This is a genomic window from Paraburkholderia fungorum (assembly GCF_902833645.1).
GTDB classification, from domain to species: Bacteria; Pseudomonadota; Gammaproteobacteria; order Burkholderiales; family Burkholderiaceae; genus Paraburkholderia; species Paraburkholderia fungorum.
In genome coordinates this window covers 46991-61165 of sequence record NZ_CADFGE010000017.1, presented here as the reverse complement: position 1 = coordinate 61165, position 14175 = coordinate 46991, and the positions used below count along the sequence as shown (strand labels likewise).

Below are 14175 nucleotides of genomic sequence, written 5' to 3'. Positions count from 1 at the left end.
TCCTGATTAACGAATTCGGCGGATTCAGCCGCCGCCCAATCTAGCTGACCCATCCCGGCGCGTCCACCCCTGGATCGTTGAGGATGAACATAAAAGCCTGCTGGCATAAATCGATCGGCACCAATAAAGCAGCTTCTGTGCCATGTATGCGCCAACCCGGCGCAAAACCGCACGGCGCGCGCGTTTGCAGGGAATGGACGCACCGAACAACATGCAATCGTGAAATCTTTACGCCATGCAACGCACCGAACCAGTGCATCAGACAAATAAGCGACGAGCGGCATCTCCATTTTGGTGCATTTCCTGAAGTATGCACCACAACGGGGTGTTTGCTCATTGGCCGAGGCCGGGCCGGATGCGGGATCCGAACCGCATGCGCGCCACACGCCGCGCGCTAGAATGATCATTTGGTCCGAAGGAGGTTGCGCTCATGAGCACGCTCGAACAGTTGTACGCCCAGGCGGAAAAACGCCGCGCCGAGAACCAGTTGCCCTATGCGGGCGCGGTGTCGCCGGCCGAGGCGTTCGAACTGCTGCAACTCGATCCGCGCACGCGTCTCGTCGACGTGCGCACCCGTGCCGAACTCGATTGGGTCGGCCGGCCGGTTATCGGCGACGGGCAATACGCGCATGTTGAATGGACACGCTATCCGGGCGCCGTGCCGAACCAGGAATTCCTTCAGCAACTCAGCCAGGTGGCGTCGCCCGACACGCCCGTGCTGTTTTTGTGCCGCAGCGCCGCGCGCTCCAAGCTCGCCGCCATTGCCGCCACCCAGGCGGGCTATGCCAAGGCGTACGACCTGCTGGAAGGCTTCGAAGGCGACAAGGACGGCCAGGGGCATCGGAAGACGGTATCGGGCTGGTGTTTTCGCGGCTTGCCCTGGATCGGCGCCTGATCGTACGGGCGACCGGCGGGACAATTAGACGCATCGTCGGCGCTGCATATGACAGGCCGATGATGCATGGAGTCTTATCAGCTCAGCCCGATGAGGAATGGGCGCGAGCGCGCCCGGACTACGTTCGCTGTATACGGCGGCGAATCGGCTGCCGATTAGCCCTGCGCCTTACTCGCAGCCGCCTCGGGCTCGACAATATCGCCGCCCAGCAGGTGCACACCCTCGCGCAGCTTGACGAAGGCCGCCGCCACCGCTTCTGGCTCGCCCTTCACGCCCAGATCGATGTGATGCCGCGCATACACGCCGCCGCGCTCCGCATCGCCGACGCTCGGCAGGCTGAACACTCGCACGCCCGGAAAGTCTCGCTCGATCTTTTCCATCAACGGCGTGAGGCGCGACTCCGGCAGTTCGAACACCAGCAGCGACTTTTCCGCGTGCGGCATGGTGTGATGCAGATGTGCATACTGGGTATCCAGCACCCACTCGATCATCGGCCACGCCATCACCGGGAAACCCGGCACGAAGTAATGCTCCTTGATCGAGAAGCCCGGAATCTTGTTGTAGCCGTTCGGAATGATCGACGCGCCCTGAGGAAACGTGCCCATATTCAGACGATGCCGGTTCTCCGGCGTGTCCAGATCCAGCGGTGTAGCCGAGTTCGCCGGATGCATGTCGCGGATGCGCTCCTGAATCAGCTTCGCGGCTTCCGGATGCAGGGTGAGCGGCACGCCTAACGCCGCTGCCGCGCATTGACGCGTGTGGTCGTCCGGGGTGGCGCCGATGCCGCCCGTCGAGAACACGATATCGCCCGATGCAAACGTGCGCCGCAGCGTCGCGGTGATGCGCGCCGGATCGTCGCCGATGTACTCCGCCCAGCCGAGCGACAGCCCGCGCGCGCCCAGCAATTCGATGACCTTCGGCAAATGCTTGTCGATACGCCTGCCCGACAGGATTTCATCGCCGATGATGATGACGCCAAATGCCATTGCCGCCTCTTTCATTTAATCAGTAAGGAACCGGCGCGTGCCGTGCGCCGTGCTCTTCCGCGCGCATGCGTTGAAGCGCGCGCAGACAGTAATGACTGAACCACAATGCCGAAAACACGAGGATGAACGCGTAGATCCAGATCGTCACCGCAGTGATCACCGGGAACAGCACGATCAACCACACCGACGAAGCCCATAGCAGCGTCGGCAGCGAACCCAGCAGTCCACTGGCGATGCCGATCAGCAGCAGCGGCAGCCGAAAGCGCCGTACCAGTGCACGCCGTTCGTCGCGCGTCGCATGCAGCGCGAGCGCGTCGTAGCTCATCACGCGATACGTCAGCCAGCCCCACAGCAGCGGCGGAATCAGCGCGAAAAACGGTGGCACCAGCCAGAGCGGCAGCGTGACGATCAACAGCACCAGACACACCAGCGTGGTCCACACCGCCTGACCGAGGCTACCGTACCACGTTCCGCCGCGACGCATTTCAAGGCTCGCGAATTGCCGCGCCGACAGAAAGCGGACCACCGCTGGCATCGACAGCGTAGCAATCAGCAGCAACACGCTGACAACGATCAACGGAATCGCCACCGCGATCACAATGAAAGGCGCAACGGCCGCGTGCAACGCCGAAAAGCCGAGCCAATCGAACAGCCGATACAGCGTGGCCGTGAACGACCAGGTGTCGAGCCACGAACGGGTCGCGCCGATCAGCGACTGCCAGGAAAACCACAGAATCACGCCCCACCCGACCGTTGCCGCGAGAAACGGCATGAAGGTCAGCCAGAGCATGCGCGGGTGGAGCGCGTTGGTGAGCGCGCGTCCGAACGAGCGCAACAAATCATTCATGCGAGCCAGTGCCGGTGAACGAAACCATGGAACAAAGAAAATAGCGACGAACCGGGATACGGACCAGGACGCGGACCGAAGTACGGACCAGAAACAGGTCCGGCAACTGGCCCAGCAAGAAGCCCGAAAGCGAACCACGGAACGCACGCGCGAACGTGCACAGGATAAACCACGCGGCGCGCCGCCGGGGAAACCGGCCGCGAGAAGAAGCGAGAAGAAGCGGGAGGAAGCTGGAGGAAGCCGGAGAACCCGCCGCCGAGCGGGCGAAAGAATGTTCAGACTGCGGCCGCGTCGTTGCCTTTGGCACGCCGTTTCGCTGAAAGCCGCCCGGCGATGCGCACAAAAGCAAGCCAGTGTTGCGCCCAGAAGCCGTTGCCATAACGGCGCCCTTCGAGTTGATCGCGAATGCCGGTCGGCTCCATTTCACGGCTCCACGACACGCTGCGGAACATCATGTCCCACCACGGGAACAGCACGCCAAAGTTGCAGCCATACCTGAGCCCTTCATGACCATAGCCGATCGCGTGATGCCGGCGATGGAAGGTCGGACTGACCAGCAGACGCTCGCCAAGCCAGCCGAAGTACAGACGGACGTTCGCGTGCTGCACGCTCTGCGCGAGGTTGGTGATCGCCACCAGCACGACAAATTGCGACGGCGGCACGCCGATCACCAGCGCGATCGTCGCGAAAAACGACGCCTGCAACAGGTCGTCGAGCAAATGGTTACGGTCGTCGGACCACAGCGACATCTGCTGCTGGCTGTGATGCACCGCGTGCAGTTCCCACCACACACCGATCCGATGTTGCCAGCGGTGATACCAGTAACCGGCGAAATCGAGCACCAGCAGGTACATCACGAAGGTGACGAGCGGCTGCGTGGTGACGCCTGGCCACAGATTGTCGAAATTGACGTTTGCGATGTCGTGCAGCCGCAGCCAGGCCTGTACGTTGTCGAAGAGCGGTTGCAGCGCAAAGAAGAAGAACAGGTTGAGAATGCCGAGCTTGGCGATCCAGGTGTAGATCACGTCGACTCGCACCGCCTTGCGGCTCTCCCACTGCTCGACCGGGCGCAGCGCCTCGAGCGGGCGCAGCACCGCGTACATCGCCAGTACTTCGAGTACGCCGACGATCACCCAATACAGGCTGTCGAAAGTGTCCTCGTCGTAATCCATCAGATCGAAACGGAACAGCAGCGGCTGCACCACGTCGACGTACAGCAGCGTCTGCAAGGCCGAGACGAAACTGTCGAGAGACGAAAAAATCGATTGGAACATGGTGCTGGCCTGGTTACTTCATTCGTGGCGGCTTTCCGCGTTACGCGCCGTTCGGCGCCGTAACCGGCGCGCGATTGAAGAAATAGATACCGTGCGGCGAACGGCCGACGGCAATCGTCTGGATCAGCTTACGCGTAGTCAGGTCGATGATGCCGATGTGCTTCGCGAAACGGAATGTCACCCACAGGTAGCGTTTGTCGGCGGAAAGCTCCATGTCGTCCGGGCCCGGCATCAGACCGGTGATGTCGCCGACGTTGGTGAGCGTGTCTTCGTCGATGATGCTGATCGTGCTCGCGACGCGGTTCGACACCGCCACGTGCCTGCCGTCGGCGAGCGAACGGAAGTTATGCGCGCCCTTGCCGGTCTGGATCGTCTTGACGACCTTCTGGTTACGCCAGTCGACCACCGCGACGTAATCGGCGCCGGTCATGCCGACCAGCAGGTACTTCTCGCCCGGCGTCATCCACAGGCCGGCCGGCACCTTGCCGACCTTCATTTTCCACTTGACGGTTTGCGTGGCCAGATCGATCGCGGCCAGTTCGCCCGATACCTGCAGCGTGACGAATACCGTTTTACTGTCATTCGTGAACGCCATGTGGCTCGGCATGACCGCGAGCGGCAGCCGCGACGCCAGCGTCATCTGGTTTGTCGCGTTGTCGTAGTGGTAAATGTCGAGGCGATCGAGACGCAGCCCGGTGGTCACGAGCCACTTGCGGTCGGGCGAAAAACCGATCTGATACGGATCCTCGATGTTCTCGACCCAGCGCTGCACCTTGCCCGATTTCGGATCGACGAACATCAGATTGTTCGACACCGAATTCGCGACGATCAGCGACGAATTGTCCGGCGTGGCCATCAGGTGATGCGGTTCCTTGCCCGTCGGCACGGTGCCGACGACCTGACGGGTTGTCTCGTCGATCAGGCTCAGCGTGGCTTCGCCGGAATTGAGCACGATCACGTTGTTGGCGTGGGCCGCCGGAGAAAAAAAGCCTGCGGCGGCAACCACGGCCGCACCCGCGGCGAACGTGGCAGTCAAGCCGGGAAGAAAAAATTTACGCATGAAAACTCACTTCGGAGAACAGCCGACATTGTAGAACGATTGCCGTGACCAGCGGTTGATGTGGATGCGGGTGGATGCGGCTAACGGATGAGAAAGAAACACCAGACTTGAACACGGGTTCGTCCATCGACTAACGACCCATGCCTTGACGCACTTCCGGCATTTTCAGATTTAACAGACGCGGATTATTTTTTCTTAATTAACCACCGCCCGCATCAAGACAAAAAAAGACCATTCCTTAATTAACTCAATTGACGATAAATTCATCAGAATTAAATCCACAATAATTACGGACTTTTGATTCAATTAGGAATTGGCTTATTCCGCCGTTTCCCGCCCGCACCGGACAATTCCGCCGTTCATCGCCTAACACTCAATCTCCACGAACATCAAGACATGAGGCCGGCGACTCGACGCGCAGCCACTTTTTAAAGCACGAAAATGAATAACAGAGATATGTTATTCGCAGTGCTTTATTGCGCGTAATAAACAAGGGCGATGATGCCTTTCGAATCGCCCTCATTTCACGCGATGTTCACGTTCGTCATTCCGAGGAGCGATTTAAGAATATGAATAAGGCTTACCAATCAGGCAGGTGGTGTGAAACGTCAGGAACGAGAGTCGCCGTCGCCGCGGCCGTGCTATGGGCAAGTGTGCCCACCGCCCACGCCGCGGGCAACGCCGCCACACTATATTTCGACGCCAGCGGCTCCGGCCCCTCGCAATTCGAAGCCTATGCGGCGCCGAACATGTCGGCGCTCGCAGCCGGCATGAAGGCTTACGCCAGCGGCCCGAACTCGGTCGCGTTGGGGGTGCTGGCAAGCGCCACGGGCCTGAGCGCGGTCGCGCTCGGCCACGAGGCGCTTGCGCAGCTGTCTGGCGCCTTCGCCGGCGGCATGCGCGCGTCAGCCATTGCGGTCAACAGCACGGCCCTCGGCGCGCTGGCTTCGGCAACTGACACCGGTGCGACCTCGCTGGGCGCGCAAGCCAACGCCTCGGCCCAGGCAGCCACCGCAATCGGCTTCGGCGCCGTAGCCAACGCGCGCGGCGCGACGGCGTTCGGCAGCAGCGCCAGCGCCGCCGGCAGGTCCGCGGTCGCGCTCGGGGACAGCGCCCGGGCCAGCGCGGCCACCAGCGCCGCGCTCGGCGCAAACGCATGGGCCCTGCACGACAACAGTGTCGCGCTCGGCGCCGGCTCCGTCACCCTGTTCGGCGCGCAAACCGGTTACCACGCGTTCGGCCTCGCGGCTACGCAAGATTCGAACGGCGAAGTGAACATCGGCAATCGCACCCTGAGCGGCCTCGCCGCCGGCTCGGCCGATCAGGACGCCGTCAACGTCGGCCAGCTGAAGGCGCTCGCCGATGCCGGCAAGCCGCACTACTTCAAGGCCGACGGCGCGGACAACGGCACCGACGACGCATCCGCTCTCGCCGGCACGAATGCGCTTGCAGCCGGCAGACTCGCGTCCGCCACGGCGACGGAAGCGGTCGCGATAGGCGCGGGCGCGACCGCGAGCATGGGCGGCGCCGTCGCGCTCGGCAGCAACGCCGGCGCCACGGGCGTCGCCGCCATCGCAATCGGTAACGCCGCCCGCGCCACCGGAACAGACAGCCTCGCGCTGGGCGACAACGCGTGGGCCATCCACGGCAACAGTGTGGCGCTCGGCGCCAGTTCCGTGACCCGATTCGGCGCGCAGACGGGCTATACCGCATATGGCCTGGCGGTTCCGCAGAATTCGATGGGGGAAGTCAACGTCGGCAACCGCACGATCAGCAGTCTCGCCCCGGGCCGCGACGATCGCGACGCGGTCAATGTCGCGCAGCTCAAAGCGGTCGCAGCCCAGGCGGATGCGGCTGCCGTCAAGGTCGACGGCGCCCTCATGTACGACACCAACGCCGACGGCACGGTGAATCGGAACAGCGTCACGCTGGGTGGCGATGCCGCAAGCGGCGCCACCGTGCTCCATAACGTCGCGAACGGCGTGGACGCTACCGACGCCGTCAATCTCGGCCAACTGAATGCGGCCATCAGCGGCGCCGTCAGCAACATCGCCGTCAATACGGCCGATCCGTTCTTCGGCGCGCAAGGCGATAGCACTACGGAAGGCGCGCTGGCCAGCGGCACGCATAGCGTCGCTGCGGGCGCGAATGCGCAAGCCACGGGTGCCAACGCGGTAGCGGCGGGCGCGAGCGCGCAAGCGACGGGCACCAACGCGGTGGCAATGGGCGCGAACTCCGTTGCGAGCGGCAATAACGCCACCGCGCTCGGCGCCTCGGCGAACGCCGGCGCCGACAACTCGGTCGCGTTGGGTCAAGGCTCGGTCGCGGAGCGGGCGAATACGGTATCGGTCGGCGCGGCGGGACAGGAGCGGCAGATCACCAACGTCGCGGCCGGCGTGCAAGGCACGGATGCGGTCAACGTCAATCAGCTGCAACAAAGTGTGAGCGGCGCCGTCGGTCAGGCCAACCGCTATACCGACGACCAGATCCGCTCGGCCCGCCGCGATGCGTACGGCGGCACGGCCGCGGCACTGGCCGTCGCGGGCCTGCCGCAGGCGGTGCTGCCGGGGCGCGGCATGATTGCAATGGCCGGTGGCACCTATGGGGGCCAATCGGCAGTGGCAATCGGTGTGTCGCAACTGTCTGAAACGGGCAAGTGGGTCTACAAGGTGCAAGGCACGTCCGACTCGCGCGGCCAATTCGGCGCGTCGCTCGGCGCCGGCATGCATTGGTAAGCCGCACACGCAGGAAGCAGGACCGGCTCGATCCGAACCGGTCACGGTGATGCCTTTAGCGTTGTCGTTATGTAGCGAGCTGGCGCGGGTCCCGAAGGGCCCGCGCCTTTACGCGCGATGTCATTCTCACAAGGAGTGGTATTGCGCGCTTTTTTGCGCACGATACCGCGCGCGCCCCGCCGCCAGCGATGGCGCACATGCATGCCGCCAGGCGCCCTCAGCGCTGCATCGATTCCCACACCTTATAGAGACGCTTCACCGATACCGGCATTGGCGTGCGCAACTCCTGAGCGAACAGCGAAATCCGCAATTCCTCGAGCAGCCAGCGAAACTCCGACAAGCGCGTATCCAGCACCCCACCGCGTTGCGCAAGCGCACGCTGGTAGTTCTGCAAGAGCGGCTGGAATTCGGCGAACTGCCTTGCATCGCGCGCGGAGTCCGCCTTCAGCTTGTCGATGCGCAGCGCAATGCCCTTCAGATAGCGCGGGAAATGCGCCAGTTGCGGATACGGCGTATCGACGACAAAGCGCTTGCCGATCAGCCCGTCGAGCTGATTCTGCATGTCCGAATGCGCGGCGGTGAAGGACCTGGCCTGCACCAGCTTCTTTGTCACGGTCGCATATTCGCTCAGGATCTGCCCCACCAGCCGCGCAATCTCCTGCGCCAGCAAAGTCAACCGGCTGCGGCCCTCGTCGCGGCGCGTGTGGAAGCTGACGTCGTCGTCGGGCAGCGGGTCCTGCAGACACGCGCGATCGAGCGCGGTGTCGATCAGTTGATCGCGCAGTTCTTCCTGGGTGCCGCGCGGCATGAACTGCATCGCCATTTCGCGCAGCCCCGGGAGGTTCCTTTCCAGGTATTTGATCGGCTCTTTCAACTGCAGCGCAAACAATCGACGCAGCCCGGCGCGATGGATACGCGCGGCTTCATCGGGTGAATCGAACACTTCGACATCGCAGTGCGTGCCACGATCGACGAGTGCCGGATAGCCGAACAACGTCTGGCCACCGCGGCGAATTTCCAGCAACTCGGGGAGTTTGCCGAAATTCCACGTCGTCAGCTTTTCGTACAGCGCGGTGCCTTGCGTGCCGTCTTGCGACGCGGTTTGCGGACCAGGTACGGCAGCGCTCTTACCGCGCGATCCCGCGCGATCCGCACCACCCGAACCGCCGGCTTGCACAGCAGCGGCCACCCCGCCACCGCCGCCCGCATCCGCCAACGCTATCCCGGCCGCCCCCGACGCGATCTTCTGGAAATGCTGCTGCGCCTGGCCGCCGAGTTCGGCGCGCAGTTGCGACAGGTTGCGGCCCATCGCGAGCTGGCGGCCATGCTCGTCGATCACCTTGAAGTTCATGAACAGATGCGGTGTCAGGGTCTCGAGCTTGAAATCCGATTGCTTCATCGCGACCTGGGTCTGCTCGCGAATATCCGCAATCAGAGACTCGAGCAAACCGCCCGCGCCGAAGCGCGGGCCGCTGTGCCGCTCGACGAAACCCGCCGCGAACTCGGGCAGAGGCACGCAATGACGCCGCAGCTTCTGCGGCAGCGATTTCAGCAGCAGTTGCGTCTTCTCTTTCAGCATACCGGGCACAAGCCATTCGCAGCGTCGCGCGTCGACCTGATTCAACGCATAGAGCGGCACCGCGAGCGTCACGCCGTCGCGCGGCGAACCGGGTTCGAAGTGATAGCTGAGCGTCATCTCGACGCCCGCCATCGTCATCCGCTTCGGGAACAGATCGGTCGTCACCCCGGCGGCTTCGTGCCGCATCAGATCGTCGCGCGACAGATACAACAGCCGCAGCTTGTCTTCCTGCTGGCCGCTCTTTTTCAGCTCGTCGCGATACCAGCGCTCGAACGATGCCCCGGTGTATATGCCTTGCGGAATCGCCTGATCGTAGAAGCCGAAGATCAGCTCGTCGTCGACCAGCACGTCCTGACGGCGCGACTTGTGTTCCAGTTGCTCGATGTCGGCGAGCAACTTGCGGTTATGCGCGAAAAACGCCAGCTTCGTATCGAATTCGCCTTCCACCAGCGCGCCGCGAATGAACAGCTCGCGTGCCCGCGACGGGTCCTGCTTGCCGAAGCTCACGCGCCGCCGGTGATAGATCGGCAGGCCGTACAGCGTCGCGCGCTCGAACGCCGACACCTGCGCCGCGCGCTTCTCCCAATGTGGCTCCGAGAGCGATTTTTTCAGCAGATGCGAGCCGATCTTCTCGATCCACTCCGGCTCGATCTTCGCGATACAGCGTGCGTACAGCCGGCTCGTTTCGACCAGTTCCGCGGCCATCACCCACTTGCCCGCCTTCTTCACCAGCGCGGACCCGGGCCACAGATAGAACTTGATGCCGCGCGCACCGAGGTAATACGGTTCGTCCTCGGCTTTCAGGCCGATGTTGCCGAGCAGGCCGGTCAACAGCGCCAGATGAATCTGCTCGAAGGTCGCTTCGGCTTCGTTCAGACGCCAGCCGTGTTCGCGCACCACCGTCAGCAGTTGCGAATGCACATCGCGCCATTCGCGCAGCCGCAGTTGCGACAGGAAGTTCTTGCGGCACTCGTCGTGCAACTGCTTGTTCGACTTCTTGTGCGCGATCGCCTCTTCGAACCAGTTCCAGATTTTCAGCCACTGGAGGAATTCGGAGCGCTCGTCGGCGAAACGGCGATGTGCCTGATCAGCCTGCTCCTGCGCTTCGATCGGCCGGTCGCGCGGGTCCTGCACCGACAACGCGCTAGCAATGATGAGCACTTCCTTGAGCGCCTGCTGGTCGCGCGCGGCGAGAATCATCCGGCCGATACGCGGATCGAGCGGCAAGCGCGCGAGCTCTCGCCCAAGCGGCGTGAGCTGGTTGTCGTCGTCAACCGCGCCGAGTTCGTTGAGCAGCTGGTAACCATCGGCGATCGCGCGGCCCGGCGGCGGCTCGATGAACGGAAACGTTTCGATCGCCGTCAGGTGCAGCGACTTCATCCGCAAAATCACCGACGCCAGCGACGAGCGCAAGATTTCCGGATCGGTGAAGCGCACTCGGCCCTGAAAGTCACTTTCCTCATACAGACGAATGCAGACGCCGTCGGCCACCCGGCCGCAACGCCCTGCCCGCTGATTCGCGGCCGCTTGCGAAATCGACTCGACCTGCAATTGTTCAACCTTGTTGCGGTACGAGTAGCGCTTCACGCGCGCCAGACCCGTGTCGACCACGTAGCGAATCCCGGGCACCGTCAGCGAGGTTTCGGCGACGTTGGTGGCCAGCACGATACGGCGCGCGTTCGACGTGCGGAATACACGTTCCTGTTCCGCGGCCGAGAGGCGCGCGAAGAGCGGCAGAATTTCCGTGTGCGGCGGATGATGCTTGCGCAGCGCTTCAGCGGCATCGCGAATTTCGCGCTCGCCCGGCAGGAACACCAGCACATCGCCGGGACCTTCGCGGCACAGTTCGTCGACGGCGTCGACGATCGCTTCCATCAGATCGCGGTCTGTCTCGCGCTGGGTTTTCGGCCGCTCGCGCGCCTCGCGCGACGCTGTCGAGGACGAGGTCCCTTGTGCCGCCTTCACCGCCGGACTGTCTTCCACGACTGGCCGGTAACGCACTTCGACCGGATAGAGCCGGCCGCTGACTTCGATGACCGGCGCGGGTTTCTCGTCGCTGCCGAAATGGCGCGCGAAACGGTCGGCGTCGATCGTCGCCGAGGTCACGATCAGCTTCAGATCGGGACGCTTGACGAGAATTTCCTTCAGATAGCCGAGCAGAAAATCGATGTTCAGGCTGCGCTCGTGCGCCTCGTCGATGATCAGCGTGTCGTACGCCTTGAGCAGCGGATCGGTCTGCGTTTCGGCGAGCAGAATGCCGTCGGTCATCAGTTTGACCGACGCGCCGGGCGACAGGTTATCGGTGAAACGCACCTTGTAGCCGACCACTTCGCCGAACGGCGTGCCGAGTTCTTCCGCGATCCGCCGGCCCGTTGCCGATGCCGCGATCCGGCGCGGCTGCGTATGGCCGATCAGACCGGTGCCGCCCGCGCCGAGACCGCGCCCGAGTTCGAGGCAGATTTTCGGCAACTGGGTCGTCTTGCCCGAACCGGTCTCACCGCAGACGATCACGACCTGATTCTGTGCGATCGCGCGTGCAATCTCTTCGCGGCGGCCGGAGACCGGCAGCGCTTCGGGGAACGTGATCGGTGGAATCGGATTCGGCTCGACGACGCGCTGCGGGCGTGGCGGGCGCGCTTCACGGCGTGCATTGCGCCCGGCATCGTCCGTTTGCGGCGCTTTTTGCGCGGCCACGGCGGCCTCGCGACGGCCGCCCTGAGGGGGATTTTTGCTGGGCGCGGGCGCCTGCGCGTCATCCGCGCCACGACGCGGCTCGCGCGCCGTTTTCGGCGCGTTGCGGTTCGCGTCCTGCGCATGGCGGCGCTGCGTGTCGCCGGCGTTCTTCGGATCGGCGGCCGGCGCTGAATTCTCGTTCGCCGTAGCGGGACTTTTGGGTACATTCGACATGGGGGCGCATTATAATCCCCGGCATGAATTCCCAAACCGACCTCGTCCCCGCGCCCGCGAGCGTTCCGGCCCCCGCCGGAGCAACGGAAGATCTCGCCCAGCATGCGCAATTCGTCGACTGGATGCGCTCAGTCGCCCCTTACATCCATGCGTTCCGTAACAAGACATTTGTCGTCGGTTTCGGCGGCGAAGTGGTGCACCAGGGGCTCCTGAATGCGCTCGTGTCCGATATCGCGCTGCTGCAGGCCATGGGCATCCAGATCGTGCTGGTGCACGGCTCGCGGCCGCAGGTCGAAGAGCAGATGAGCCTGCACGGCGTGGAGTCCGAGTTCTCGCACGGCATGCGCATTACCGACGCGCGCGCGCTCGAATCGGCGAAAGAAGCGGCCGGCGAAGTGCGTCTGGATATCGAGGCGGCGATCAGCCAGGGTCTGCCGAATACGCCGATGGCGCACGCGCACATCAGCGTGGTGTCCGGCAACTTCGTGACGGCGCGCCCGGTCGGCATTCTCGACGGGGTCGATTTCCAGCACACCGGCGTGGTGCGCAAGATCGACGCGGATTCGATCCGTCATTCGCTCGCGAGCCGCAAACTGGTGCTGCTCTCGCCGCTCGGCTTCTCGCCCACCGGCGAAGCCTTCAATCTGTCGATGGAAGACGTCGCCTCGGCCGCCGCGATCGCGCTGCGCGCCGACAAGATCGTGTTCCTGACCGAAACGCCAGGCCTGATGGAGGCCGGCGAAGACGGCCCCGAACTGGTGCGCGAGCTGTCGCTGGACGACGCCTACAAGCTGCATGAAAGCGGCGAAGTCACCGGCGACGCGGGCTTCTACCTGAAACATTCGATCCGCGCCTGCCGCGGCGGCGTGGCGCGGGCGCATATCATCCCCTACGCGCTCGACGGCAGCCTGCTGCTCGAACTGTTCCTGCACGACGGCGTGGGCACGATGATCTCGTACGAGAACCTCGAAAGCCTGCGCGAAGCCACACCGGACGACGTCGGCGGCATTCTCTCGCTGATCGAACCGCTCGAATCCGACGGCACGCTGGTGCGGCGCGGGCGCCACCAGATCGAACGCGACATCGACCATTTCTCGGTGATCGAGCACGATGGCGTGCTGTTCGGCTGCGCGGCGCTGTACCCGTACCCGCAGGAGCGCATCGGCGAAATGGCCTGTCTCACGGTCGCGCCTGAAGCGCAAGGCACCGGCGACGGCGAGCGTCTGCTCAAACGCATCGAACAACGCGCACGGGCGCGTGGCTTGACGCGGATTTTCGTGCTCACCACACGTACCGAACACTGGTTCCTCAAGCGCGGCTTCGTCAAGGTCACGGTCGACGACCTGCCGGAAGACCGTCGCCGGCTCTATAACTGGCAGCGCAAGTCGCTCGTACTGATGAAACAGCTCTGAACGTCCCTATATAAAGCGGCTGGGCGCCGTAACTATTTTTTATGAGACCGGAGAGCAAGCGCTGAAGCACTCACTCCGGTCGACAAAGGAGAAACACAGCATGACTCGTATGGTTCAATGCGCGAAACTCGGCAAGGAAGCCGAAGGCCTCGATTTCCCGCCGCTGCCGGGAGAACTCGGCAAGCGGATCTACGAAAGCATTTCGAAGGAAGCGTGGCAAGCCTGGTTGAAGCAGCAAACCATGCTGATCAACGAAAACCGCCTGAACATGGCCGATCCGCGCGCACGCCAATATCTGATGAAGCAGACGGAAAAGTTCTTCTTCGGCGAAGGCGCGGATACGGCGCAGGGTTATGTGCCGCCGCCGGCTGAATAATTGCCTGCCCCCGGCATCCGGCCTCGCTCGCCGAACTGAAGCGGGTCAGACAAAAAATCCGCGCCAGGTGCGCGGATTTTTTTCGTCTGTTTTCCGTTCACCGG

The 14175-nt window shown here is 63.4% G+C and carries 9 protein-coding genes; 4 read left to right on the top strand and 5 right to left on the bottom strand.

Annotated features, from left to right (window positions below):
• Positions 1 to 430: 430 nt before the first annotated feature.
• Positions 431 to 895 (top strand): rhodanese-like domain-containing protein, encoded by a 465-nt coding sequence (locus HWX91_RS36370; protein ID WP_028199465.1) that lies wholly within the window; start codon positions 431 to 433, stop codon positions 893 to 895.
• 155 nt (positions 896 to 1050) lie between these two features.
• Here HWX91_RS36370 and HWX91_RS36365 read toward each other — a convergent pair whose 3' ends face one another.
• From HWX91_RS36365 to HWX91_RS36350, 4 genes are all read right to left on the bottom strand, one after another.
• Positions 1051 to 1881, bottom strand: a complete 831-nt coding sequence (locus HWX91_RS36365) for a competence/damage-inducible protein A (protein WP_028199464.1) — start codon at positions 1879 to 1881, stop codon at positions 1051 to 1053.
• Between the two features lie 19 nt (positions 1882 to 1900).
• Entirely contained in the window at positions 1901 to 2728 is an 828-nt protein-coding gene (locus HWX91_RS36360; protein WP_028199463.1) for an EI24 domain-containing protein, read from the bottom strand.
• A 275-nt stretch (positions 2729 to 3003) separates the two neighbouring features.
• Positions 3004 to 4002 (bottom strand): sterol desaturase family protein, encoded by a 999-nt coding sequence (locus tag HWX91_RS36355; RefSeq protein ID WP_028199462.1) that lies wholly within the window; start codon positions 4000 to 4002, stop codon positions 3004 to 3006.
• Between the two features lie 40 nt (positions 4003 to 4042).
• Positions 4043 to 5062 carry a YVTN family beta-propeller repeat protein gene (locus HWX91_RS36350; RefSeq protein WP_028199461.1) on the bottom strand — a complete coding sequence of 340 codons (1020 nt, stop codon included), beginning with the start codon at positions 5060 to 5062 and terminating at the stop codon, positions 4043 to 4045.
• A gap of 569 nt (positions 5063 to 5631) precedes the next feature.
• Between HWX91_RS36350 and HWX91_RS36345 the strand changes: the two genes are divergently transcribed.
• Positions 5632 to 7797 carry a YadA family autotransporter adhesin gene (locus HWX91_RS36345; RefSeq protein WP_028199460.1) on the top strand — a complete coding sequence of 722 codons (2166 nt, stop codon included), beginning with the start codon at positions 5632 to 5634 and terminating at the stop codon, positions 7795 to 7797.
• Between the two features lie 217 nt (positions 7798 to 8014).
• Here HWX91_RS36345 and hrpA read toward each other — a convergent pair whose 3' ends face one another.
• Positions 8015 to 12283, bottom strand: coding sequence for an ATP-dependent RNA helicase HrpA (gene hrpA / locus HWX91_RS36340; RefSeq protein ID WP_028199459.1), 4269 nt, complete (start codon positions 12281 to 12283; stop codon positions 8015 to 8017).
• A gap of 23 nt (positions 12284 to 12306) precedes the next feature.
• Here hrpA and argA point away from each other — a divergent pair, with 23 nt between their 5' ends.
• Complete coding sequence (gene argA / locus HWX91_RS36335) at positions 12307 to 13695, top strand: amino-acid N-acetyltransferase (protein ID WP_028199458.1); 1389 nt, start codon at positions 12307 to 12309, stop codon at positions 13693 to 13695.
• Between the two features lie 100 nt (positions 13696 to 13795).
• Positions 13796 to 14071, top strand: coding sequence for an oxidative damage protection protein (locus HWX91_RS36330; protein WP_027775455.1), 276 nt, complete (start codon positions 13796 to 13798; stop codon positions 14069 to 14071).
• Positions 14072 to 14175: the final 104 nt, after the last annotated feature.